Source organism: Sphingopyxis yananensis (genome assembly GCF_020687785.1).
In the GTDB taxonomy this organism is placed as follows: Bacteria; Pseudomonadota; Alphaproteobacteria; order Sphingomonadales; family Sphingomonadaceae; genus Sphingopyxis; species Sphingopyxis yananensis.
In genome coordinates, this window is record NZ_JAJEWI010000008.1 from 544310 (window position 1) to 568157 (window position 23848).

At 57.9% G+C, this 23848-nt stretch carries 19 protein-coding genes and 1 pseudogene; 13 read left to right on the plus strand and 7 right to left on the minus strand.

All coding sequences use genetic code 11. The features are described from left to right. The first annotated feature begins 27 nt into the window (after positions 1–27). A complete protein-coding gene (gene dnaJ / locus LKO31_RS10750; protein ID WP_227690524.1) occupies positions 28–1158 on the plus strand; it encodes a molecular chaperone DnaJ in 1131 nt (376 codons plus the stop codon). Between the two features lie 135 nt (positions 1159–1293). On the opposite strand, the gene LKO31_RS10755 is transcribed toward dnaJ, so the two are convergent. Then, positions 1294–3630, minus strand: coding sequence for a patatin-like protein (locus LKO31_RS10755; RefSeq protein WP_227690525.1), 2337 nt, complete (start codon positions 3628–3630; stop codon positions 1294–1296). A 54-nt stretch (positions 3631–3684) separates the two neighbouring features. Between LKO31_RS10755 and LKO31_RS10760 the strand changes: the two genes are divergently transcribed. After that, positions 3685–5853 (plus strand): primosomal protein N', encoded by a 2169-nt coding sequence (locus LKO31_RS10760; RefSeq protein ID WP_227690526.1) that lies wholly within the window; start codon positions 3685–3687, stop codon positions 5851–5853. 46 nt (positions 5854–5899) lie between these two features. Here the strand turns inward: LKO31_RS10760 and LKO31_RS15105 are convergent, their stop codons facing one another. After that, positions 5900–6463, minus strand: a complete 564-nt coding sequence (locus LKO31_RS15105; RefSeq protein ID WP_320443494.1) for a methylated-DNA--[protein]-cysteine S-methyltransferase — start codon at positions 6461–6463, stop codon at positions 5900–5902. Positions 6464–6597: 134 nt separating this feature from the next. Here LKO31_RS15105 and LKO31_RS10770 point away from each other — a divergent pair, with 134 nt between their 5' ends. Continuing rightward, complete coding sequence (locus LKO31_RS10770; RefSeq protein ID WP_227690527.1) at positions 6598–8154, plus strand: S1C family serine protease; 1557 nt, start codon at positions 6598–6600, stop codon at positions 8152–8154. A gap of 49 nt (positions 8155–8203) precedes the next feature. Here LKO31_RS10770 and LKO31_RS10775 read toward each other — a convergent pair whose 3' ends face one another. Beyond that, positions 8204–8935: a dienelactone hydrolase family protein gene (locus LKO31_RS10775; protein ID WP_227690528.1), complete on the minus strand. Its 732-nt coding sequence runs from the start codon at positions 8933–8935 to the stop codon at positions 8204–8206. A gap of 276 nt (positions 8936–9211) precedes the next feature. Here LKO31_RS10775 and LKO31_RS10780 point away from each other — a divergent pair, with 276 nt between their 5' ends. The 6 genes from LKO31_RS10780 to LKO31_RS10805 all read left to right on the plus strand — a co-directional run bounded on the left by LKO31_RS10780 (position 9212) and on the right by LKO31_RS10805 (position 15757). After that, a complete protein-coding gene (locus tag LKO31_RS10780; RefSeq protein ID WP_227690529.1) occupies positions 9212–9778 on the plus strand; it encodes a F0F1 ATP synthase subunit delta in 567 nt (188 codons plus the stop codon). Between the two features lie 3 nt (positions 9779–9781). After that, positions 9782–11311 (plus strand): F0F1 ATP synthase subunit alpha, encoded by a 1530-nt coding sequence (gene atpA / locus LKO31_RS10785; RefSeq protein WP_227690530.1) that lies wholly within the window; start codon positions 9782–9784, stop codon positions 11309–11311. A gap of 55 nt (positions 11312–11366) precedes the next feature. Beyond that, positions 11367–12242 (plus strand): F0F1 ATP synthase subunit gamma, encoded by an 876-nt coding sequence (locus LKO31_RS10790; protein ID WP_227690531.1) that lies wholly within the window; start codon positions 11367–11369, stop codon positions 12240–12242. A gap of 14 nt (positions 12243–12256) precedes the next feature. Next, positions 12257–13723: a F0F1 ATP synthase subunit beta gene (gene atpD, locus LKO31_RS10795; RefSeq protein WP_227690532.1), complete on the plus strand. Its 1467-nt coding sequence runs from the start codon at positions 12257–12259 to the stop codon at positions 13721–13723. 54 nt (positions 13724–13777) lie between these two features. Next, positions 13778–14035 carry an ATP synthase F1 subunit epsilon gene (locus LKO31_RS10800; RefSeq protein ID WP_227690533.1) on the plus strand — a complete coding sequence of 86 codons (258 nt, stop codon included), beginning with the start codon at positions 13778–13780 and terminating at the stop codon, positions 14033–14035. A gap of 249 nt (positions 14036–14284) precedes the next feature. Next, positions 14285–15757, plus strand: coding sequence for a CpaF family protein (locus LKO31_RS10805; protein WP_227690534.1), 1473 nt, complete (start codon positions 14285–14287; stop codon positions 15755–15757). Positions 15758–15763: 6 nt separating this feature from the next. On the opposite strand, the gene LKO31_RS10810 is transcribed toward LKO31_RS10805, so the two are convergent. Next, entirely contained in the window at positions 15764–15970 is a 207-nt protein-coding gene (locus LKO31_RS10810) for a hypothetical protein (RefSeq protein ID WP_227690535.1), read from the minus strand. 113 nt (positions 15971–16083) lie between these two features. On the opposite strand from LKO31_RS10810, the gene LKO31_RS10815 reads away from it, so the two are divergent. Together LKO31_RS10815 and aat are read left to right on the plus strand one after the other, a co-directional pair. Then, positions 16084–16899 carry a class I SAM-dependent methyltransferase gene (locus LKO31_RS10815; protein WP_227690536.1) on the plus strand — a complete coding sequence of 272 codons (816 nt, stop codon included), beginning with the start codon at positions 16084–16086 and terminating at the stop codon, positions 16897–16899. An 11-nt stretch (positions 16900–16910) separates the two neighbouring features. After that, positions 16911–17735, plus strand: a complete 825-nt coding sequence (gene aat / locus LKO31_RS10820) for a leucyl/phenylalanyl-tRNA--protein transferase (protein ID WP_227690537.1) — start codon at positions 16911–16913, stop codon at positions 17733–17735. Positions 17736–17770: 35 nt separating this feature from the next. Here aat and LKO31_RS15110 read toward each other — a convergent pair. From LKO31_RS15110 to LKO31_RS10835, 3 genes and pseudogenes are all read right to left on the minus strand, one after another. After that, positions 17771–18124: pseudogene (locus tag LKO31_RS15110) on the minus strand (DUF2155 domain-containing protein); the annotation flags it as partial. A gap of 56 nt (positions 18125–18180) precedes the next feature. Further along, positions 18181–18567: an NADH:ubiquinone oxidoreductase subunit NDUFA12 gene (locus LKO31_RS10830; protein WP_227690621.1), complete on the minus strand. Its 387-nt coding sequence runs from the start codon at positions 18565–18567 to the stop codon at positions 18181–18183. Between the two features lie 163 nt (positions 18568–18730). Next, positions 18731–19348: a regulatory protein RecX gene (locus LKO31_RS10835; protein WP_227690538.1), complete on the minus strand. Its 618-nt coding sequence runs from the start codon at positions 19346–19348 to the stop codon at positions 18731–18733. 192 nt (positions 19349–19540) lie between these two features. On the opposite strand from LKO31_RS10835, the gene LKO31_RS10840 reads away from it, so the two are divergent. Further along, positions 19541–21292 (plus strand): fatty acyl-AMP ligase, encoded by a 1752-nt coding sequence (locus tag LKO31_RS10840; protein ID WP_227690622.1) that lies wholly within the window; start codon positions 19541–19543, stop codon positions 21290–21292. Between the two features lie 300 nt (positions 21293–21592). Then, positions 21593–23800 (plus strand): putative bifunctional diguanylate cyclase/phosphodiesterase, encoded by a 2208-nt coding sequence (locus LKO31_RS10845; protein ID WP_227690539.1) that lies wholly within the window; start codon positions 21593–21595, stop codon positions 23798–23800. Positions 23801–23848: the final 48 nt, after the last annotated feature.

Below are 23848 nucleotides of genomic sequence, written 5' to 3' on the forward strand. Positions count from 1 at the left end.
AGCGGGCACGAGGGGGCTTTTGATCCTATGTCGCTCGACATCGATTTTTATGAACTGCTCGAAGTAGAGCGAACCGCTGACGATAAGGTGCTGAAATCCGCCTATCGGAAATTGGCGATGCAATACCACCCTGATCGCAACCCCGGCTGCCAAGACAGTGAAGCGCGGTTCAAGGCGATCAGCGAAGCCTATGATTGCTTGAAAGACCCGCAAAAGCGCGCCGCCTATGACCGTTATGGCAAGGCCGCATTCCAAGGCGGCGCTGGCGGCGGCCATGCTGGCGGCGGCGATTTTGGCGACATTGGCGATATTTTCGAATCGATTTTCGGTTCGGCCTTTGGTGGCGGTGGCCGCCAACAACGCGGACCCGCGCGCGGTGCAGACCTGCGCTATGACATGGAAATCAAGCTGGAAGACGCCTTCACCGGCTGCACCCGCGAGATTGAAGTCGATGTCGCTGCGCCTTGCGAGCCATGCGATGGCACGGGCGCGAAACCGGGAACCGACCGCAAACATTGCGGCACCTGCGGCGGACACGGCAAAGTGCGCGCCCAGCAAGGTTTCTTCATGGTGGAGCGTATCTGCCCCACCTGCCAAGGCGCAGGCGAGGTGATTTCCGACCCTTGCAACCATTGCCGCGGCGAAGGCCGCGTCGACAAGCGCAAGACGCTGACCGTCAATATTCCGGCGGGCGTGGATGAAGGCACGCGTATTCGCCTGTCGGGCGAAGGCGAAAGCGGCGCACGCGGTGCGGGCGCAGGCGACTTGTACATCTTCTTGCACTTGGCCCGTCACAAATTGTTTGAGCGCGAGGGCAGCACCTTGTTCACCCGCGCCCCAATCAGTTTTACGACGGCAGCGCTGGGCGGTAGCATCACCATCCCTGGATTGGATGGCAAACGCCATGAAATCAACATTCCGGCGGGCATTCAGTCGGGCAAGCAATTGCGCCAACGCGGCGCGGGTATGCCCGTACTGAACAGCCGTGGCCATGGTGATTTGGTGGTGCAAATTGACGTGGAAACACCCACGAAATTGTCGTCGAAGCAGAAAGAATTGCTGCAAGCCTTCCGCGAAACGGAAACAGGCGAGGAATGCCCCGCCAGCCAAGGCTTTTTTGGCAAGCTGAAGGATATGTGGGAAGAATTAACGGACTAAAGATCCGCAGACCTGCCCCATTGGGGCGCAGGAGTTTCCATATCAAAAGCGGCGGGGCATCATGCACCGCCGCTTTTTTTATGCCCCATATTTGCTCGCCTCGCTTCGCACCCGTGGCACCGTCATCCCCTAGCTCTACTCTTCACGCCCTTCGTCATCAGGGATAGGCCCGATTTCGGCGCGTAATTCGGAAATTAGGGCGGCAATATGGGGCAGGCGCGATTCTTCTTCGTCCAAGATTGCGTGAAAAGCGCGGCGTTTCATCGTCAATAAATCGGCCGCGCTCAGGCCCTTGTCTCCCGTCATGTCGCCGGTCACGCTGCTGGCGACAATGTCCATCAATCGATCCGCGCCATGCAAGCGCCCCCACAGATAGTCATTTTCGCGGTAGGCGCGGCTGAAAAATGCGCCAAAGCTGTTAAACTCAATCCCCTTGAGCATCGCCGCCGCGCCGCCCGTACGAATGCCCACCGCGTCAGATGGCGAAATGCGATCAACCTTAATGGGGTCAAATTCGTCAAACCCCTCCCCCTGCAACAAGGTTAATGTGGCGATGTCGTAAAAAGGATAGCCGACATAAGCCAATAACAGCTTGCGCCGTTCCTGCTTGGGCAGCGCGGCGAGTGCTGGGGCGATGACGGCATCGGCCAGCATATCCGCGCTCATCAAATCCCGCGCATGGCCCACCGCGTCGAGCCAATCGCCCAATTTCGCGTCGTCCGGCGGCGGCAAATCTTCGACCCATTTATCGGCTTCGCGTTCGCGGTACAGGCCAATGGCTTGGAAAATGGCGCTGCGCATGGCGTCACAGTCGGGGTCTTGTTCGTGGCGGTTGGCCTCCACCTCGCTCTGCAATTCCCGCGCTAAGAAACGCAGACGTCGCACGCGAAAGCCCACGTCAAATATCCGAAAGAAATCGACCGCATCGTCGCTGGCGCCGGACCCACGACGTCCCGAAATACGGTCCAGCCCACGCCGCCGCACTTCGTCCCACAAGGCACGGCGGCGCATTTCGCGGTGACCATGCCCCTCGGCTGGCGACAGGCGTTCCATCAGCATGGCCAAATCTTCAACCACCGCCGATAATTTCAAATGACCATAAGGCGCATAAGCAAAACCAGCCCGTTCCGCCGCCTGATCTTGCGCCTTGGCCCGCCATTTCGCCAAGCGCCCCTCGGACGGGGTATCCAGAAAGAAGGTCGATCCGAATAAATTGGCGACCTGCTCCTCCACTTCGACGCGCATATTGTCGATGATATGCTGCATCCGGCGGATACGGCGGCTCATATCCTCCAGCATTTCGACGCTATCACGGATGGGCTGCTCGCGCGGAATTTCGGACAATGCGCCCAAGATGGTGGACAGGAAACTGGGGCCGCTGACGTCCGAATGACGGGCCAGACTGATAGCGCGGCTGTCGGGGTGGGGTTCAATATAAACAAAACGCCGGTCCACCTCTCGCCGCGCAGGGCGTTGGCGCAGCGCATGAATGGCAGGCTTGAAGGGCGCGTTGACCAGCACCGACCCGTCAATCAACACACGGTCCGCCGCATCTTCGCCCACCACTTGGGGCAATTGCACACGCAAGAAATCGTCCCGCTCAGGCCATGACATATCTCGTTCGCTCAGGCTCTGGTCCAATTCACGAACGGTAAAAGGCGGAAAAGCCCCGGGAAAGCTGGCGGTGGCCCGCGCCGCCGCCACCAAGCCAATCACATCATCCAGCCGCCCGCCCTGTTTGGCGTCGTTGCGGAAATTTAAAATCAACCGATGGTCCCGTTCGGTGACGCTCGGCGGGCTGTTCAGTGTCAGCGGCACAGCATAGCCCACGAAATCGGTGACAGAGATCATCAGGTCCATCGGTTGACCATCGGGCAGCAAGGGAGGCCCCGACGGCGCTTCGTCCATCGCCTGAAAAGCATCCAGCAGCATATGGTTAAAGCTGTTGCCGCCAAAGGGCGGTTCAAACCAACGCGCCCGCACGAACCGCGACAATTTCTCTCGCACTTCGCTTTGCGCCGAAACGCCGACGGTCTGGTCAATCACATTGCCTTGGCGCTGCATCGCCCAGCGCGCCAAAGGGGCGGCCCAAAATTTCGTCGCGGCGGATAAGGGCCGCGCATCAGGGTCCAGCAATCGGTCAACATCGGCGCTGTCCAGCCACAAATCCGTCAGCGGTTCCAAAGATTGTCCGGTGGTCAAGGCGCGGGCTAGAAAGACACCATTGATGCCGCCTGCACTGGCCCCAGCAATAATGTCGGTAATCACCCGCAGGCGGACGCCGCTTTTGCGGAAAATTTCGTCCAGCAAATCGCCATAAACAGCGGCGGCGCCGCCCAGCCCATGACGGTCCAAGCTGGCCCGCGATGCCGACGCCATTCGCCACACTTCCTTGGTCACACCATGCATATAAACGGCCAGACTGATGCCGCCGTAACAAATCAGGGCAAATCTTAATTCTTTCTCCCGCATTTCGCTACGATAGCGCGCTTCCTTATTTCGTCCACCATCCTATATCGAAATTCCATGACCCGCGCCCGCGTTCTTCTCCTTACCGCTGCCCTTGGCCCGCTGGATTATCGCGTGCCCCAAGGCAGCGAAGCGCCAATTGGCAGCATCGTTGTTGCCCCCTTAGGTCCGCGCCGTTTGGGCGGGGTGGTGTGGGACGATGACAGTTTTGGCGCGCCGCCGCCCGTGGGCGATAACCGCCTGCGAAACCTCTATGAAATTTTGGACGTAGCGCCCATTGCCGCGCCGTTGCGCCGCTTGGTGGAATGGACCAGCCATTATTATTTAGCGCACCCCGGTTCGGTGCTGCGCATGGTTTTGCCGGGCGTCGCCTTTCAAGATGCCAAGAAACCGATCACCGAATATCGCGCATCGGGCCAATTTCCCCAGCGCATGACCGCCCAGCGCACCGCTGCGTTAGAGGCGATTGATGATCGGCAAGGCAATATCAAAGAATTGGCCGCGCTGGCCGATGTCAGCGAAGCGGTGATTCGCGGCCTTGTTCAACATGGCGCGCTGGAAGCCGCACAGGTCAGCGCCAATATAGCCTATCCCGTGCCCGACCCTGAATTTGCGCCGCCTATCCTTTCCGACCTACAGATGGCGGCGGCAGAACAATTGCGCGGCGCGGTACAAGCGCGCAAATTTGCTACGCTGTTGCTGGACGGTGTGACCGGCAGCGGAAAAACCGAAGTCTATATGGAGGCTGTCGCTGCCGCCATCGAAGACGGCCGCCAAGCCTTGGTCTTGCTGCCCGAAATCGCGCTGACCGAGCCAATGCTGACCCGTTTTACGGCGCGCTTTGGCTGCGAACCAGTGGCGTGGCACAGTGGGCTTCGGCAAAGCGAGCGCCGCCGCGCATGGCACGCCATTGCCAGCGGAGAAGCGAAAATCATCATGGGCGCACGCTCCGCCCTATATCTGCCCTATCGCAATTTGGGCACGATCATCGTCGATGAAGCCCATGAAACCAGCTTCAAACAAGAAGATGGTGTCCATTATCACGCCCGCGATGTGGCGGTGATGCGCGGTCATTTTGAAGGCATTGCGGTGGTATTGGCCAGCGCCACCCCTGCGCTGGAAAGTCTGGCACAGGTGGAGGCTGGACGGTATCAGCATATCCAATTGCCGAGCCGATTTGGCGGGGCCACCATGCCCGCACTAACCGCCATTGATATGCGCAAAGACCCGCCCGATCGCGGGACATGGATTGCCCCCCCGCTGGTCGATGCCTTGGCAGACCGACTGAAAAAGGGCGAGCAAAGCTTGCTCTTCCTCAATAGGCGGGGTTTTGCGCCGCTCACCTTGTGCCGCACCTGTGGTCATCGCATCCAATGCCCCAATTGCACGGCGTGGATGGTCGAACATCGCTTGGTGCATCGCCTGTCCTGTCATCATTGCGGCCACACCATGCCGCCGCCGCGCCTGTGCCCCGAATGCGACAATGAAGACACGCTGGTGGCTTGCGGCCCCGGCGTCGAGCGCGTGGCCGACGAAGTGAAATTGCGATTCCCGCAGGCCCGCACCGCCATTGTTACGTCGGACACCCTATGGTCGCCCGCCAAAGCGGCGGAATTTGTCGAAGAGGTAGAGGCCGGCATGGTCGACATCATTGTCGGCACCCAGCTTGTCACCAAAGGCTATCATTTCCCCAATCTGACGCTGGTTGGCGTCGTCGATGCCGATCTGGGGCTGGACGGCGGCGATTTGCGCGCCGCAGAGCGGACCTTTCAACAAATTGCACAGGTTGCGGGGCGCGCTGGTCGCGGGGTGAAAGCGGGCACGGTGATGGTGCAAACCCGTATGCCCGAGGCCCCCGTCATGGCTGCCTTGGTGGCCGGTGACCGCGATGGATTTTACGCCGCCGAAGCCGATGCCCGCAAATTTGCAGGCGCGCCGCCCTATGGCCGTTTTGCCGCGCTGATTATTTCGTCCGAAGATCAGGATTTGGGCCGCATCACCGCCAAAAAATTAAGCGACAAAGCGCCATCTGCCGAAGGACTGGCCGTCTATGGCCCCGCTCCTGCCCCGCTGGCCATGCTGCGCGGACGGCATCGTTTCCGCTTGCTGTTGCACGCCCCGCGCAGTTTCGACCTGCAAGGGGCCATTCGGGATTGGCTTAGCCGTGTCGACATCCCCAACAAAGTGCGGCTGGCCGTGGATATTGACCCTTATAGTTTCGTTTAGTGGATATTGGCTTCAGCCGAACAAGTCGGCTGAGCCTTAATCTGCTTCAACCGAACAAGTCGGCTTGAAGGGCCCCTTCGCGTTTCAACAGTGCCTGTTTGACATCCAATCCCCATGCATAGCCGCCCAAGCTGCCATCGCTGCGGATCACGCGGTGGCAAGGCACGATAATCGCCACCGGATTCGCCCCATTGGCGCTGCCCACCGCGCGGTCACCGCCGCTGATGTCCAAAGCGCGACTGATGTCGGCATAGCTGCGGGTCTGTCCACGCGGGATGGTCAACAAATAATCCCATACGCGGCGCTGAAAATCCGTGCCCCGCAGGTCCAGCTTGAATGACAAGGGCTGATCATGTTCCAGAATAAAATCGCCCGCGACAATCGCCGCGATCAAGGGCGCGATATCGGCAGCCCATGCACCGCCCGCTACCAGTTGCGCACTGGGAAAGCGGGCCGCCAATTGCTCCTCCCCCTCATCCCATGACAAACGGCACAGACCCTTGGCGCTGACCGCGATCAGCATCGACCCGAAAATAGTGGGGATCACCAACCAATGAATCGGTTCTGGCGATGGGGCGGAAGATATGGGGGCAGATGGGGTAAGCGACATGCGGCCAACATAGACGCCTCGCTGCGCGGCGTCCATGCGCAGGCGTAAGCGAAGGCGTAAGCTTTAGTAAAAAGCACGGCTTGTCACAGCGATGAACGCTTGCGTTCCCAAAGCAGCGCGATAGTTTGCGCCGCATGTCACGCATCATCCTGTCTCGCATCACTGCCTTGATCGTCGCTGTCATCAGCCTGTTTTCACCCACCTATGCCGCCGACGATATCAGCGCCGCGTCGCGCAGCGTGGTGCGCGTGGTCACCGTCGCGACGATGGAGGGTGAGATCGTCGGCTTTGGTCATGGCAGCGGCATCGCCATTGCGCCCAACCGCATTTTGACCAACGCCCATGTGGTCGAATCGGTGGCGCAATATCCCGGCAATGTGGCCTTGGGTGTTGTCCCGTCCGAAGGGGATAAAAGCTATCCCGCGCGGCTGATCTCTTTGGATAAGAAACGCGATCTGGCGCTGCTGGAACTGCAATCTGGCAAATTGCCAGCGGCGGTTATCTATACTGGTCCGCTGGCCGCCGGCGCGGATATTGTTGCCTTGGGCTATCCCGGCAATGTCGATCTGGCGACAGCACGCAGCGCCACAGATTATATCATTCCGCGCAGCCCCGTGCGCAGCGAAGGCAGCGTTTCGAACATGCAGGCCATTGATGGCATTGCCGCCTTGGTTCACACCGCCAAAATCTCGCGCGGAAACAGCGGCGGCCCCCTGGTAGATGAATGCGGGCGTATTGTGGGCATTAACACCTTCATCACCCGCGCCGATGATGGCGATTCGCCCTTTGGCTTTGCTATTTCGGTACGGGAATTGACGCGCTTTTTGGGCGAATCCCGCCAAGAATTTACATCGGTGGGGGCGTCCTGCTTGTCGATGGCCGACGCCGATGCCCGCGAACGCCAATTGATGGACGCGGAATCACGCGCACAGGCGGACGCCGAAAACGCCCGCTTGGCCAAGGAAGAAAGCGTTCGGAACCGCCAATTGGCCGAATTGGAGCAAGAGGCCCGCACCACACGCGAGAATCGCATGGCGATGGCTGGCGTGCTGTTCGTGCTAGGGGCCTTGGGTGCTGGCGCAGCCTTGATTTTCTATGGCCAGAAAAACCAACGCAATATGCGGATAGCAGGCGGCATTGGCGCGGCTTTGATGCTGATCGCCTTGGTCGTTTTCTTGACCCGCCCTGACGCCACGGCCGATGAATCCGATTTGCCCGCCGCGCCAGTTCAAACCAGCGAAGCCCCCAAATTGCCGAGCGGTAATTTGCTGTGCACCATTCAACCCGACCGCAGCCGCATTACCGTATCCGCCACCAATGACGTTCCCGTCCGCATCAGCGGCACAGGCTGCGTAAATGGCCGCACCCAATATACCGAGGGCAGCGATGGCCGTTGGCAGCGCATTTTGGTGCCCAACGAAGAAGCGACCGTCACCGTTGCCAGCTTTGATAGCAGCGGCAAAAATTACCGTGTCGACCGCTATTTGCTCAGCGCCGAGGAAATGGCGCAGGCCCGCACCGTGCGCAGTGGCTTGTCCGTCAACGGCTGCACCGCCAATGCAGACAATCTGGCGTCCTTGACCCTGCAGCAAGAAGCCATCCGTTCCGTCCTGCCACCCTCGCCCAATGAACGTCTGGTCTATCGCTGTCAGGCAGCATCGGACGCAGCATTGAAAGCCGCCGCGCAATAAGGCGGCGGCCTCAGCCTCTTCATCATCCAGCCGTGGGGGACCAGCGCTCTTATCCCCCACAGGCCTGAAACAGCATCAATGTGCGCTGTAACGCCAGATCGGCGCTGTTGGCGTGATAATCTTTGCGCCGATCACTGTTAAAGCCGTGCCCCGCCTCATAGACAAAAATTTGCGCGGTGGGGTGATCGCGCTGCGCCAAGGCCTCGACGCCCGTGTCGCCGTCCATCGCGATGCCGCCATCAAAGCGGCCAAAATGGGCAATGGTGGCGCATAAGGGCGCGTCCGCCGCAAAATCTTTGGGAATCAAACTGCCATAATAGCAGGATGCCGCCGCCAAATTGGGGCTGGTCTGGGCCAGCCGCCAAGCCACCGACCCGCCATAGCAATAACCGACCACAAAAACGGGTCCGGCGTCGGCCAGTCGGTCCACACAGCTTTGGGCGTCGCGCACGCTTTGTTCAAAGGGATGCAGGTCGCGGGCCAAATGCATCGCTCGTTCAAAATTTGGCCCGCTATAATCGCTTTCGAATCCGGGATGCTCGCGGTCGAACAGCGCGGGGGCCAGCACCTCATAGCCCGCTTCGGCAAATTCATCGGCCAATTCGCGGATATGTTCCGTAACCCCGAATATTTCCTGCAACAGAATCAGTCCGCCTCGGCGCCCCGTGGCGCTCGCGCCCCCTCCATTTTTCTCGCCATCTGGCGCATCCCATGGCTGAACATGATAAACCGCAATTTCGGCTCCATCGCCCATGCGGATTTTTTCTATCTGCCCCTTCATTTCCTGCTCCCATCCTCACTTCCCCGCGCAACCGCTTATGATTGCTACAGCGACTGATCTTTATGACGATGGATGCTAGCGATTATGACGCTGCCCAACAGTCCAAATTCCGTCCCAACTGGTCGTGCTTTCCACCCCAAGTTGCTGTGCCGCCTTGCATTGCTTTTGAATCATTGCTAGGCGCGCCGCGACTTCGCTGCGGGGGGATATTCTCGACGTGTCCGACTAACCCGAGCGACCAATCCCCACCCGGGATCGTAGAAAAGGACTTCGCGCGTGGAGAATTCCGGCGGCATTCAAGGCAGTATCACAGCAGGACTCGCGGGTCGTTATGCCAGCGCCCTGTTCGATCTGGCCAAAGAATCCAATGAAATCGATAATGTCCAGAACAGCTTGTCTGTTTTGGCACAGGCTTTGACCGACTCTGCTGATCTACAGGCGCTGGTTTCCAGCCCTGTGGTTGGCCGCGACCAAGCTGGCGCTGCCATTGCAGCGGTGGCGAACTCGCTCGGTCTTGATTCGCTGACGAGCAAATTTTTGGGCGTGCTGGCGGCGAATCGTCGTTTGGCCGATGTCGGCGGCATGATGGACGCCTATCGCGCCATTGTGGCGGCCCATAAGGGCGAAGTGACCGCCAAGGTCACCAGCGCTCACCCGCTCAGCGATGCCCAGCTCGCCGAGCTGGCAGCCAATTTGAAAACCCGCGTTGGCCGTGATGTTCAAATCGCGACCCACGTTGACCCCGCCATTCTCGGCGGCCTCGTCGTACAGTTGGGCAGCCAACTGATCGATGGCAGCATCCGTACCCGTCTCAACAGCTTCGCGCAGGCGATGAAAGGCTAAACAATGGAAATCCGCGCCGCTGAAATCAGCAAGGTCATTAAGGACCAAATCGCCAATTTCGGAACCGACGCCACGGTCAGCGAGATCGGCTCGGTGCTCTCCGTCGGTGACGGTATCGCCCGCGTTCATGGTCTGGACAATGTTCAGGCTGGTGAAATGGTCGAATTCGCCAATGGCGTAAAGGGCATGGCTCTGAACCTCGAAGCCGATAACGTTGGTATCGTGATCTTCGGTTCGGACAGCGAAATTAAAGAAGGTGACGTTGTAAAGCGCACCGGCACCATCGTGGACGTTCCCGTTGGCAAGGGCCTGCTGGGCCGCGTGGTTGACGGTCTGGGCAACCCGATCGACGGCAAGGGTCCCATCGTCGCTGACAAGCGCATGCGCGTTGAAGTCAAGGCCCCCGGCATTATCCCACGCACCTCGGTTCACGAACCTGTGCAGACCGGCCTCAAGGCCTTGGACGCCTTGGTTCCTGTTGGCCGCGGCCAGCGCGAATTGATCATCGGTGACCGTCAAACCGGTAAGACCGCTGTCGCCATCGACACGTTCATCAACCAAAAAGACGCCAATGCTGGCGACGACGAATCGAAGAAGCTGTACTGCATCTACGTCGCCGTTGGTCAAAAGCGTTCGACGGTTGCGCAGATCGTGCGTCAGCTCGAAGAAAATGGCGCGATGGAATATTCGATCGTGGTTGCTGCAACCGCTTCGGAACCCGCTCCTCTGCAATATCTCGCACCTTACACCGGTGTGACGATGGGCGAATTCTTCCGCGACAATGGCATGCACGCTGTGATCGTTTATGACGATCTTTCCAAGCAAGCTGTGGCTTATCGCCAAATGTCGCTGTTGCTGCGTCGTCCTCCAGGACGTGAAGCTTATCCTGGTGACGTTTTCTATCTCCACAGCCGCCTGTTGGAACGCGCTGCAAAGATGAACGAAGCCAATGGCTCGGGTTCGCTGACTGCTCTGCCGATCATTGAAACCCAAGCTGGTGACGTTTCGGCTTATATTCCAACCAACGTGATTTCGATCACCGACGGTCAGATCTTCCTTGAAACCAACCTTTTCTATCAGGGCATCCGTCCTGCCATTAACGTTGGTCTGTCGGTTAGCCGCGTTGGCTCGGCCGCACAAACCAAGGCGATGAAGAAGGTTTCGGGCTCGATTAAGCTGGAACTGGCTCAGTACCGCGAAATGGAAGCTTTCGCTCAGTTCGGTTCGGATCTGGACGCGTCGACGCAAAAGCTGCTGAACCGTGGTGCACGCCTCACGCAGCTGTTGAAGCAGGCTCAGTTCAGCCCGATGCCGTTCGAAGAACAAACGGCTTCGATCTTCGCTGGCACCAACGGCTATCTGGATAGCGTGGGCGTTAACGACGTGAACCGTTATGAAGGCGCGATGCTCGCTTATCTGCGCAGCGACCACGCCGACGTGCTGAAGACCATTCGCGACACCAAGGATCTTGGTGACGAAGCGAAGAAGGGCCTTGTTGCGGCTCTTGACGCTTTCGCAAAAATCTTCGCGTAATTCTGTCGCTCTCAGCCCGATGGCAACATCGGGCTGACGAATAAGAGGGGCCGGAATGGCATCGCTTAAGGAACTCAAAGGGCGGATCACCTCGGTCAAATCGACCCAGAAGATCACCAAGGCCAAGAAAATGGTCGCCGCCGCCAAGCTGCGTAAGGCGCAGGCCGCCGCAGAAGCTGCGCGTCCCTATGCCGAGCGTCTCGAAGGCGTTGTGGCCAGCTTGGCAACCAAAGTGGGTACAGCGGACAGCGCACCACGTTTGCTTTCGGGCACGGGCAAAGATGATCATCATCTGCTCGTCGTCTTGAACAGCGACCGTGGTCTGGCCGGTGCGTTCAACGCGAACATCGTTAAGGCTGCTCGCGACAAAGCCTATGAACTGCAAGCCGCTGGCAAGAAGGTTAGCTTCTTCTTGGTAGGCCGCAAGGGTCGTCCGGTTATCAACCGTTTGTTCCCTGGGCAGATCATCGAACATTATGAAACCACTGGCATTCGCAACGTGGGCTTTGACGAAGCCCGCGACGTGAGCGCACAGGTTTCGGACATGTATGAGGCCGGCGCCTTTGACGTCGCGCATCTTTTCTATTCGAAATTCCGTTCGGCTTTGTTGCAAGAAGCCACCGGTCAACAAATCATCCCCGTGCCCGCTCCGGCTGCGGTGGAAGAGATTGGCGGCGCAACGGTCGAATATGAACCCGACGAGGAAGCGATCCTGGCGGATCTGCTCCCCCGCAACGTGACCATCCAGATCTTCAAGGGTCTGTTGGAAAATGCGGCATCGGAACAAGGCGCGTCGATGACCGCCATGGACAATGCCACACGCAACGCGGGTGATCTGATCAACCGGCTCACCGTCGAATATAACCGCAGCCGTCAGGCCGCGATTACCACCGAACTCGTCGAAATCATCTCCGGCGCCGAAGCGCTGTAAGCAGGAAGAAGCACATGGCCACCGCTCCAACAGCAGAAAACCATATCGCAGCCACAGGCCGCGTCGCACAGGTTATCGGTGCCGTCGTCGACGTACAGTTCGACGGCCCGCTGCCCGCTATTTTGAATGCTCTGGAAACGCAGAACGGTGAAACCCGTCTCGTTCTGGAAGTTGCCCAGCATCTGGGTGAAAACACCGTTCGCACCATCGCCATGGACGCCACCGACGGTTTGACCCGTGGTCAAGCGGTTCGCGATACGGGCGCACAGATCAGCGTTCCTGTTGGTCCGCAAACGCTGGGCCGCATCATGAACGTGATCGGTGAACCCATCGACGAACGTGGCCCTGTCGGCAGCACCATGTCGGCTCCGATTCACGCCAAGGCGCCTGAGTTCATCGAACAATCGACAGACGCCGCGATCCTCGTCACCGGTATTAAGGTTATCGACCTTCTCGCGCCTTATGCGCGTGGTGGTAAGATCGGCCTGTTCGGCGGCGCTGGCGTGGGCAAAACCGTTCTGATTCAGGAACTGATCAACAATATCGCAAAGGGCCACGGCGGCGTGTCCGTGTTCGCTGGTGTTGGTGAACGGACCCGTGAAGGTAACGATCTGTACCACGAATTCTTGGATGCAGGCGTTATCGCCAAGGACGCCGACGGCAACCCAACCCCCGATGGTTCGAAGGTTGCGCTGGTGTTTGGCCAAATGAACGAACCTCCAGGTGCGCGTGCTCGCGTTGCTCTGTCGGGTCTGACCATGGCAGAATATTTCCGTGACCAAGAAGGTCAGGACGTGTTGTTCTTCGTCGACAACATCTTCCGCTTCACGCAAGCTGGTTCGGAAGTGTCGGCTCTGCTCGGCCGTATTCCTTCGGCTGTGGGCTATCAGCCAACCCTGTCGACCGACATGGGTCAGCTGCAAGAACGTATTACGTCGACGACCAAGGGTTCGATTACCTCGGTTCAAGCCATTTACGTTCCCGCCGACGACTTGACCGACCCTGCACCTGCTGCTTCATTTGCTCACTTGGACGCAACCACGGTGTTGAACCGTGCGATTTCGGAACTCGGCATCTATCCTGCGGTTGACCCGCTGGATTCGACCAGCCGCGTATTGGAACCACGCATCGTTGGCCAAGAACATTATGAAACCGCTCGCCGCGTCCAAGAAACGCTGCAAAAATATAAGTCGCTGCAAGACATCATCGCGATTCTGGGCATGGACGAACTGAGCGAAGAAGATAAGCTGACGGTTGCTCGCGCTCGTAAGATCCAGCGCTTCTTGTCGCAGCCTTTCCACGTTGCGGAAGTCTTCACCGGCATCAGCGGTAAGTTCGTTCAGATCGAAGACACCATTAAGTCGTTTAAGGCTGTGGTTGACGGCGAATATGACCACTTGCCAGAAGCAGCCTTCTACATGGTTGGCGGCATCGAAGAAGTGGTTGCCAAGGCTGCGAAACTGGCTGCTGACGCTGCTTAATTTTCCTTTTTCCCCTTCTGCCTTATCGGCAGAGGGGGAATTGAAAGAACTGATATGGCTCTGAAATTCGAACTCGTCACCCCAGCCCGCCTCGAGCGGGCGAGCGATGTCTATATGGTCACCGTTCCCGGCAGCGAAGGCGACTTTTCGGTGCTCGAAGGCCATGCGCCTTTCATGGCGACGCTGCGCAACGGCGCGATCACCGTCTATGCAACCCAAGGTTCAGAAGGCGAAGCGATCAACGTTGAAGGCGGCTTTGCCGAAGTCAACGAAGCGGGCCTGACCATTTTGGCGGAACGCATCGCCGACTGATTGGCACCGAATATTAACGGTATAAAAAGGCCCGCTTTCGCATTGGAAGCGGGCCTTTTTCGTTCAAATCAGGACAATCGGCCGGGGCCCTTTTGATTGGCCAAATGAATAAATATGGTTAAGATGATTCAATATTGGGGGGCATTAGGGGAATCTCAAAACTTTACCCCTAATCATTCCCCGTTGGGACGGGGATGCGAATCACCCACACCCCAACCCGCGATATGATTTAGGAAACGGGAAGTAGCGATGAGTGCATTCGGACGCCGACCTGGAACCACTGGACGCCCAGCCTTTGGTGTTGCCAAGCCTATGCAAGGCGGAATGCCAGCTTCCACCACCGCTATCCATTCGGAACCCAAGCTGAACCCCGAAAATCTGTCGCCGGAAATGGAGGTCATGGCCCGCCTCGACCAGCGCAGCAGCGCAGAGGCTATGATCCCTGAAAAAGCCCAGGGATTTGAAGCCAGTGTCCACAAAATCAAGGAACAAGTCCTTCCGCGCTTGCTGGAACGCGTCGACCCTGAAGCGGCTGCGACCCTGTCCAAAGACGAACTGACCGAAGAATTCCGCCCGATCATCCTCGAGGTGCTGGCCGAACTGCGCATCACACTAAACCGCCGCGAACAATTTGCGCTGGAAAAGGTGCTGGTCGACGAATTGCTGGGCTTTGGTCCGCTAGAAGAATTGCTGGCCGATCCGGACATTTCCGACATCATGGTCAACGGGCCCTATCAAACCTATATTGAACGCAAGGGCCAGTTGGTGCTGGCCCCTATCCAGTTCCGCGACGAACAACATTTGTTCCAAATCGCCCAGCGTATCTGCAACATGGTGGGCCGCCGTGTGGACCAAACCACCCCGCTGGCCGACGCCCGCCTCAAGGACGGCAGCCGTGTGAACGTCATCGTGCCACCGCTGTCCTTGCGCGGCACCGCTATCTCCATTCGTAAATTCTCGGCCAAGCCGATCACGCTGGATATGCTGTGCCAATGGGGCGCGATGAATCAGAAAATGTGCACCGCGCTGAAAATCGCAGGGGCCAGCCGATTCAATATTGTGATTTCCGGCGGCACGGGTTCGGGTAAAACCACCATGCTCAATGCTTTGTCGAAAATGATCGATCCGGGCGAGCGGGTGCTAACCATCGAAGACGCCGCCGAACTTCGCTTGCAACAGCCGCACTGGCTGCCGCTCGAAACCCGTCCAGCGAACCTAGAAGGTAATGGCGCGATCACCATGGGCGACTTGGTGAAAAACGCCCTGCGTATGCGCCCTGACCGCATCATCATGGGCGAGGTTCGTGGTCAGGAATGTTTCGATTTGCTCGCCGCCATGAACACCGGTCACGATGGGTCGATGTGTACGCTGCACAGCAACAGCCCACGCGAATGCCTTGGCCGTATGGAAAATATGGTGATGATGGGGGATATTAAAATCCCCAAAGAAGCCATTTCCAAACAGATCGCCGATTCCGTCGACATGATCGTTCAGATCAAGCGTCTGCGCGATGGGTCGCGCCGCGTCACCAATGTCACCGAAGTGATCGGCATGGAAGGCGATGTGATTGTGACCCAAGAATTGTTCAAATTTGAATATTTGGACGAAGATAAGGACGGCAAGATCATTGGCGAATATCGCTCGCTGGGTCTGCGTCCCTATACGTTGGAAAAGGCCCGCCAATATGGCTTCGACCAACCCTTTCTAGAGGCGTGCCTGTAACGCCATTTATAGGACATCCACCAATCCACCGCCGCTGATCCACAGGGCGGTGGCGAAAATGGCCACCGCAATCGACAATAAAGATATGGCGCGCCACGGCATAAAGCCCACCTTGTCGACGTCCTTGCGGTTGCGCCGCCGCCAGTCCGCCAATTCGGACCATGCAAAAAGGCTGGCCGCGGCCACCGCAATCGACGCCATCGACACTTGCATATCAACCCAACCCTTCGCACAACAGACCAAAGCGTGGTCACAAAATCCGAGGTGCCGATATGCGTAAATTTTTATCTGTTACAAGGGCCCTAGGCCTAGTTTCACTCTTCCCCATGGCGGCTAGCGCGCAACATGCCGAACATGATCATGCCCATCACCCCGCGCCCGCTGCCGCAGCCCATGCTGTGGAGGCCGTGCCTGCGGTGGACGCCGCGATTGTCGCAGCGGTCGCATCATCGCATCGCAGCCCCGCCAACGTCGCCCGCGACACCTATCGTCACCCGGCCGAAACCTTGGCCTTTTTTGGCGTCGGTGCAGCCGACACGGTGGTGGAACTCTATCCCGGTGGCGGCTGGTATACGGAAATTCTGGCCCCGCTCACCAAAGCCTCTGGCAGGTTTTACGCCGCCGCGCCTTGGAAATCGCTGGCGGGCATTCAGCAAAAAGCCAGCGAAACACCCGATATTTATGGTGCGATTCAATTCGCCGAATTTCCCGCCACGGGCGCAAACCCCAGCGTAACCCCCGACAGCGCCGATGTCGTGCTGACATTCCGCAACGTCCATAATTGGCGCTTTGGTCCAGCGGCCAATCCCGCCAAAGCCTTTGAAGATATATACGCCATGCTCAAGCCGGGCGGCGTCTTGGGCGTGGTGGAGCATCGCTTGAACGAAGACGCGGACAGCGCGCTGGAACAAAGCAGCGGCTATATGAAAGAAAGCAGCGTCATCGCTTATGCCGTGGCCGCCGGATTCAAATTGGACGCGCGCAGCGAGATAAACGCCAACCCACGCGATACCAAAAACCACCCCAAGGGCGTTTGGACCCTGCCCCCCTCGCTCAGCCTGAAAGACGTCGACCGCGACAAATATCTGGCGATTGGCGAGTCCGACCGCATGACGCTGCGTTTCATCAAGCCTGCGCAATAAGATAGGCGGTTATGGACGCGATGGACGCGATGGACGTCATTGACCCTGCGTTGCTGCTCAGTGCTTATGCGCAGGGTATATTCCCCATGTCCGATGGTGCGGACGATCCCGATATTCACTGGGTCGAGCCGCATCTGCGTGCCATTTTGCCGCTGGACGGATTTCATTTGTCCCGCAGTTTGAAAAAGACACTGCTATCCGATCATTTCACGGTCACAACGGATCAATGTTTTTCTCGCATGATGGCGCTGTGCGCGGCGGCGGCGGATGACCGACCCAGCACATGGATTAACCAGACCATCCACCAAAGCTATGCCCAACTGCATGAACTGGGTTACGCCCATAGCGTCGAATGTTGGCAGGGCGGCGAATTGGTCGGCGGCCTTTATGGCGTCAGCTTGGGCCGCGCCTTTTTCGGCGAATCGATGGTCAGCCGCCGCACCAATGCCAGCAAGGTAGCGCTGGCCCATTTGGTGGCGCGCTTGCGGGTTGGCGGGTGGCAAATGCTGGACTGTCAATTTATGACGCCGCACCTCGCCAGCCTAGGCGCGATCGAAATTCCACAGCAAAGCTATGTGGAACTGCTTTATTCGTTATTGGCAGGGTCGCTGGACGGCGTTGTCGGCGCAGCGGCAGTGGCCGCCGCCGCTGGGGCCGAGGCTGCTGCTGCCGTTGCCGGCGCAGCGGCGGATGTCGCCGCCCCATTGCCGTCACCGCCATTTCCGGCAGGCGACTGGGGCGCATTGGATACATTGGCCGCATCACTGGGCACCGCGCGCTCCACCGCTTCACCGCCCGGATATGTCATTGCACAGCTTTTGACGAAAACATCATAAATGGGGTGCTGAATCACATTACGTTCGGGACGTTCGCGAAACACCCACCCCGAAAAGACCCGATACCATTTGCTGTCGCGCTGATTTTTGACCACCAGCTGCACAAAAGCACCCGTTTCCGGCGTGTTTTCCCATGGCGCGGTGGTTTCACAGGCGCGCAAGCGCACCAAGACATTGCCGACACGCTGCTCCGTGCCCGGCTTCATGGTCAAATCGGTCACCAACCCATTGCGTTTATTGAGCAAGCCCAATTGTGCAATGCGTTGGTCCATTGGCGTTACGCCATCAATATTTTGCAAATTTTCCGGCAGCGCATCCGCTTTTTTCAGTTCCACCGGAACGGTTTGCGCGGCCTTTTTATCATCGCTCTGGCCGCAAGCAGACAGCATAGAGGCCGCGATGAACGCGGCCCATGTGCCACCACGGCGCAGCAGCTTGACCCCGCTCACTCGGCGCCGGGCTGCCAAGCCTGATAATCGCCGGTTGCATGGGCCCGCACCCCGCCACGTTCCAACGAACCAGCGGGACGGTGCGCGTCCTTGCTGCCGGTCAAATTGCGGGTGGGTTCCGCCTGCCATGCACGACGCGCAGCATGTTTTTCCGATGGTAATTCATCATAGGTGCGGTGCAGCCAGCCGTGCCATTCTGGCGGAACGCGGCTTGCGTCATTCGCACCATTATAGATGACCCAGCGGCGTTCGCCCTTGCGCGCACGATAATAGCGGTTGCCGAGATGATCCTCGCCCACCAGCTCGCCGTTTTTCCAGCTGTTCAGCAGTGTTCCGACAGTCGCGCCGTTCCACCAAGTGAAAATCTTACCCAAGATGCTCATAGCAGGGGCGTTTACAGCCAAGCGTCATCGCTTCGCAAGCGTGAAACGGGATTTTCATCACTTTCCGCATCAAATATCGTCCCATCTTGCCGCCCAGCAACCAAAATTTGGGTATTTTTATGCGCAAGGCGCATTGCCTGCGCGTCCAGCTTCGTCACCCTGCCTAGGCTTGGTTCGCCAGAATCGCAGCCACCTCGTCGGGGTGGGGATGGTCCATGGGGGGCAAAGCCAATATCCGCCGCGCCAAATTCATCGCATGTCCTGCACGGATAAACGCAGCCACCTGCTTTTCCCGAACCGCACGATCCTCGGTTGCGGTCGCCGCAAAAGGCCCAAAGCGGCGGCGCTGCGCGAATCGGATCGCGGCCTGTGTTGCACCATCGGCACCGGCCTGCCCCCAATCATCATCTGACCCGCCATCACCGCGCAGTTCATCCAACGCTTCTTCGCTGTTTTCCGCCGAAATACCATCGAATCGCAATTGAGCCCGCACCCGCGCTGGTCCCAAGCCGCGCCGCATCATGGCGCCGCCCCGCATGCGCGCATATTGGCCATCATCCAAATAGCGCATCTCTTCCATCCGATTCACCGCCGTCTGAATGGCTTCTTCAGGGCTTTGATCATCAATCCACTTGGATTCCGCGACTTTCCGTGACAAATAGCGCGCCAACTTGCCACTGGATGTCGCGTAACGCGCAACATAGGCAAGCGCCAGTTCGTCAAGCTTGGCCGCATTGAGTGGCCGCTTGGTTCGATCCGTTGGAGTGCGTTCATGGTTCATATGCCACGTTTGTGCCACACTCCTGTCAGATTGAGAACGATCTGAACCGCCATATCGGGAATTCTCGATAAGGACGTCATTGTTCAAACCTTTTAAGGATCGCGCGCGTCGCCCATGACCAACACCGTTGATAGCAGCACCGTTGACATGAAGGCCGCCCCGCGCTCGCCTGCGCCGGATCAAGCTACGCCTATGACCCAAAATACCGAAACCATGGTGGACGCGCTGCGCCCCACCCCCACGCTGTGCACGCAGCCACGCCGCTTTTCTGACTTTGCCACGGTTGGCGAAGCTTTGGATTATGCCGCATCGGGTTCACGCGGCCTGAATTTCCACGATCCGCGCGGCAAATTGGTCAGAGCCTATCCCTATAGCGAATTAAAACAGGACAGCCTGCGCGCCGCTTATCGGTTGTTGGCAGCCGGTATCAAGGCTGGCGACCGCGTGGCCCTGGTGGCCGAAACCGGTCCCGAATTTGCGGCTTTATTCTTTGGCACCATTTATGCCGGTGCCTGGCCTGTTCCGCTGCCCTTGCCCACCAGCTTTGGCGGACGCGAATCCTATGTCGGCCAATTGATGGTCCAGCTGGAAAGCTGTGACCCCGTCATGCTGTTCTTCCCGTCGGAAATCGCCGCTATGGCCGTGGAAGCAGCCAACGCCAAAAATGTCACCCCCATGGACTGGAGCGAGTTTGAACAGCGCGCCGCCGTGGAAACCGCCTTGCCGGAACAGCATTCGAATGAGACCTGCTATTTGCAATATAGCAGTGGATCGACACGCTTCCCGCACGGCGTGGCGGTCACGCATAAGGCTTTGCTCAACAATTTGGCGGCTCACTCCCATGGCATGAAGCTGGTCGACAGCGACCGCTGTGTATCATGGCTGCCATGGTATCATGACATGGGCTTGGTCGGCTGCTTATTGTCACCCGTCGCCAATCAAGTGTCGGTCGATTATCTGAAAACCGAAGATTTTGCGCGCCGTCCGCTGGCTTGGCTGGACTTGATCAGCCGCAACACTGGCACCACGCTCAGCTATTCGCCGACCTTTGGCTATGATATTTGCGCCCGCCGCGTGTCCAGCCAAACGAATGTCGCGGAACGTTTCGACCTGTCGCGCTGGCGCGTGGCGGGCAATGGCGCGGATATGATTCGTCCCGACGTCATGCAGAAATTCATCGATGTTTATGCCGCGGCTGGATTCAAGCCCAGCGCCTTTCTGCCCAGCTATGGCTTGGCCGAAGCGACGCTGGCGGTGTCGATCATGCCGCCGGGCGAAGGCATTGTCGTGGAACTGGTCGAAGAAACCGAATTGTCCGGCGTATCCGGTGATGCTGACCGTCCCACACGCTATCGCTCGATCGTCAATTGCGGCCGCGCGGTTCGTGACATGACCATCGAAGTGCGCGACGAAGCGGGTCAAATTTTGCCCGACAAAACCGTCGGCAAAGTGTGGTGCACCGGCCCGTCGCTGATGACCGGATATTATCGTGACCCAGAATCCACCGAGGCCTGTATGGCAGACGGCTGGCTCGACACCGGCGATATGGGTTATATGTCAGACGGCTATATTTACATCGTTGGCCGCGCCAAGGACATGATCATCATCAACGGCAAAAATCATTGGCCACAGGATATTGAATGGGCGGTGGAACAATTGCCCGGCTTTAAATCCGGTGACATTGCTGCTTTTGCTATCACCACGCAAAATGGCGAGGAAACACCCGCCGTCTTGGTCCAGTGCCGCACCAGCGACCCCCATGAGCGCGCCAAGCTGCTCGAGGATATTCGCGACCGCGTTCGCGCCATCACGGGCATGAACTGCCTGATCGAATTGGTACCACCACGCAGCCTACCGCGCACCAGTTCTGGTAAACTCAGCCGATCCAAGGCACGGGCCCAATATTTGTCGGGTGAAATTCAACCCTTCAAAATTGCAGCCTGAAAATAGAAAGGGGAAGCTGGTCCCATCTTCCCCCTTTTAACCGGCACTCTATTCTATCCAAAATGACCGTCATATAATATAAAACCATTTTGAATGTTTTTACTTATCGTGCCGTAACTTTCTTATGATAACCCTTGGCATGTGTCAGATCGACGTCGCCTTTTTTCGACACTTCGAAATGTCTCGCCGCTTAGTATTTTGGGGCTTGCTCAGCGCGACCAACATTGGTTGGAACTAGACAAGCTTCAACGCTCGTCCCTGCGCCATCAAACGCGTTTCAGTCTGTTCATCAGTTTTATCATGGCCATCACCGCTGGCTATTTAATGCTGGCGCATGTGACGCTGGCCATGGCGGGCGTGTGGCTTTCCGCCCTGTTTGTCCTCGGCTTATGGGCTGGGCTGGCAATCAACCAAAGCAAAGCGGCAAAAGTCGCGCTGCATGATGGGCCAAAACGGCTGTCCATCAACATCGCGGCGGTGTTGGCGTCCATCACTTGGGCAGCGCCTTTTTGGTTTATGGGCCCCGCCCCGCCTTTATCCCATAGCTTGGCGCATTGGGCGGTCACGCTGTTCGTGATGATGACCTTTACCATCTTGGCCCACAGCCTTCCGTTGGCGTGCATCTTGTTCGTCTTGCCCATCAGCCTATCGGCAACGCTCACCATGATGTCGGGCGGTCATTGGGGGCTGGCGCTTGTCGCCTTATGTTCGGGCCTGTTGCTGTGCGTTTTTCATTTCCATCTGGCCCAAAATCAACTGCGTATGCGTGTCGCGGATGCGCGATTGCGCGAAAAACTGGAAACCGTCGCCCTTTTGATGCGGGAAACGGAAGCCTTGGCAGATTGGATGTGGCAAACAGACGCCCAACATCGCCTCGAAAAAATATCTGCAACTTGGGCGGCGGCATGGCAAAGCACGCCCGCCGCCCTAGAAGGAAAAGGCCTGCTAGACTTGATATCCCAAGGCATGACGGATGAGCAAAGCCCGTCCGCAGCCTTGATGAAATTGCGAAAAAAAATGCAAAAGCAGGACAAATTCGCCAGTCTTGTTATACCCGTCACCGTCCGTTCGCAAAAACGCTGGTGGCGGCTGTCGGCCGTGCCCCGCTTTGATCCCGATGGGAAATTTTTGGGCTATCGCGGCATTGGGTCGGATGTGACCGACCAACATAGCAGCGCCGAACATATCGCCCGCTTGGCCCGTATAGATATCCTCACGGATTTGCCCAACCGCCTGAGCGTCTATGAAGAGCTTGCCGAGGCGTTGAACGAAGCACGGAGCCAATATAGCCGCTGTGCGATGCTGATCATCAATCTGGACCGTTTCAAGATTGTGAATGATACGCTTAGCCACGCTGTGGGGGATCAATTGCTGGCCCAAGTTGCCCATCGGCTGCGCAGCGTGATGGAAGCCGGCTGTTCCTGCGGACGGCTGGGCAGCGATGAATTTGCGATCATCATCCGCCGCCCCGACAGCCACACCTCCATCAAAGCCTATGCCCGGCACGTCATCGCGGCACTCAGCCGTCCCTATCAGGTCGACGGGCATAAAATATTCATTGGTGCCAGCGCGGGATATGCCTTGGGCCCCGCAGACGGAGAAAATGTCGAAACCCTGTCTCGGAACGCAGATCTTGCTTTGTACAAATGCAAATCAAAAGGTGGAAATTCTGTCGAAGCTTTTGCCCCGATTTTGCTGGCCCAAGCCGAAGAACGCAGCCTGTTGGAACAGGAGCTACGCAGCGCGCTGGAAAAGCGGGAACTGCAAATTTACTACCAACCCGTGGTCAGCGCCCATTCCGAACAACTGGTCAGTTTTGAAGCATTGCTTCGCTGGAACAGCGCGAAATTGGGTCCGGTTGCGCCGTCCCGCTTTGTGCCCATCGCCGAAGAATCGCGTTTAATTCACGCCATTGGTGAATGGGTCCTGCGCACCGCTTGCCACGAAGCCATGAGCTGGCCCGCACCAATAAAAGTTGCGGTCAATGTTTCGTCAGAGCAACTGACCAATGCCCAATTCCCATCCATTATTATGTCCGCGCTGACCCAAAGTGGCTTACCACCCCATCGCTTGGAAATAGAGGTCACCGAAAGCCTGTTCCTGCATGATGGCGGCGGCGCAGTTCAAATATTGGACCAATTATTGGCAATTGGTGTGCGCTTGTCTCTGGACGATTTTGGCACGGGCTATTCATCCTTTGGCTATTTACGCAAAGCCCGCTTTTCCGCGGTCAAAGTCGACCGAAGCTTTGTATCAAGCGCGGCTAAAGGATCGGTGGAATCCATCGCTATCATTCGGGCCGTGGTCGCGCTGGCCGATGGTTTGGGCATGACCACCATCGCCGAAGGGGCCGAAACAGCCGAAGAAGTCGCCACGGTTCGTGACTTGGGTTGCCGCCATGTCCAAGGATATTATTTTGGTCGTCCGATGACACCCGCGTCGATCCGGCAATATTTTCCCGCCGCCCCCGCTCCCATCCTTGAACGGAACAAACAGATTTCGCGTTAATTGATGCTCATTCGCGTTCGTCTGATGCGATGGAGACAAAGGGAAAAC

Bases quoted from the DNA above. Each gene is read 5' to 3' on its own strand.
- LKO31_RS10845 (WP_227690539.1), top strand. From the start codon at position 21,593: ATGGCCATCACCGCTGGCTATTTAATGCTGGCGCATGTGACGCTGGCC.
- LKO31_RS10835 (WP_227690538.1), bottom strand. From the start codon at position 19,348: ATGAACCATGAACGCACTCCAACGGATCGAACCAAGCGGCCACTCAAT.
- aat (WP_227690537.1), top strand. From the start codon at position 16,911: ATGGACGCGATGGACGCGATGGACGTCATTGACCCTGCGTTGCTGCTC.
- LKO31_RS15105 (WP_320443494.1), bottom strand. From the start codon at position 6,463: ATGTCGCTTACCCCATCTGCCCCCATATCTTCCGCCCCATCGCCAGAA.
- LKO31_RS10830 (WP_227690621.1), bottom strand. From the start codon at position 18,567: ATGAGCATCTTGGGTAAGATTTTCACTTGGTGGAACGGCGCGACTGTC.
- LKO31_RS10775 (WP_227690528.1), bottom strand. From the start codon at position 8,935: ATGAAGGGGCAGATAGAAAAAATCCGCATGGGCGATGGAGCCGAAATT.
- dnaJ (WP_227690524.1), top strand. From the start codon at position 28: ATGTCGCTCGACATCGATTTTTATGAACTGCTCGAAGTAGAGCGAACC.
- LKO31_RS10810 (WP_227690535.1), bottom strand. From the start codon at position 15,970: ATGCAAGTGTCGATGGCGTCGATTGCGGTGGCCGCGGCCAGCCTTTTT.
- atpD (WP_227690532.1), top strand. From the start codon at position 12,257: ATGGCCACCGCTCCAACAGCAGAAAACCATATCGCAGCCACAGGCCGC.
- LKO31_RS10840 (WP_227690622.1), top strand. From the start codon at position 19,541: ATGACCCAAAATACCGAAACCATGGTGGACGCGCTGCGCCCCACCCCC.
- atpA (WP_227690530.1), top strand. From the start codon at position 9,782: ATGGAAATCCGCGCCGCTGAAATCAGCAAGGTCATTAAGGACCAAATC.
- LKO31_RS10790 (WP_227690531.1), top strand. From the start codon at position 11,367: ATGGCATCGCTTAAGGAACTCAAAGGGCGGATCACCTCGGTCAAATCG.
- LKO31_RS10770 (WP_227690527.1), top strand. From the start codon at position 6,598: ATGTCACGCATCATCCTGTCTCGCATCACTGCCTTGATCGTCGCTGTC.
- LKO31_RS10755 (WP_227690525.1), bottom strand. From the start codon at position 3,630: ATGCGGGAGAAAGAATTAAGATTTGCCCTGATTTGTTACGGCGGCATC.
- LKO31_RS10805 (WP_227690534.1), top strand. From the start codon at position 14,285: ATGAGTGCATTCGGACGCCGACCTGGAACCACTGGACGCCCAGCCTTT.
- LKO31_RS10815 (WP_227690536.1), top strand. From the start codon at position 16,084: ATGGCGGCTAGCGCGCAACATGCCGAACATGATCATGCCCATCACCCC.
- LKO31_RS10760 (WP_227690526.1), top strand. From the start codon at position 3,685: ATGACCCGCGCCCGCGTTCTTCTCCTTACCGCTGCCCTTGGCCCGCTG.
- LKO31_RS10800 (WP_227690533.1), top strand. From the start codon at position 13,778: ATGGCTCTGAAATTCGAACTCGTCACCCCAGCCCGCCTCGAGCGGGCG.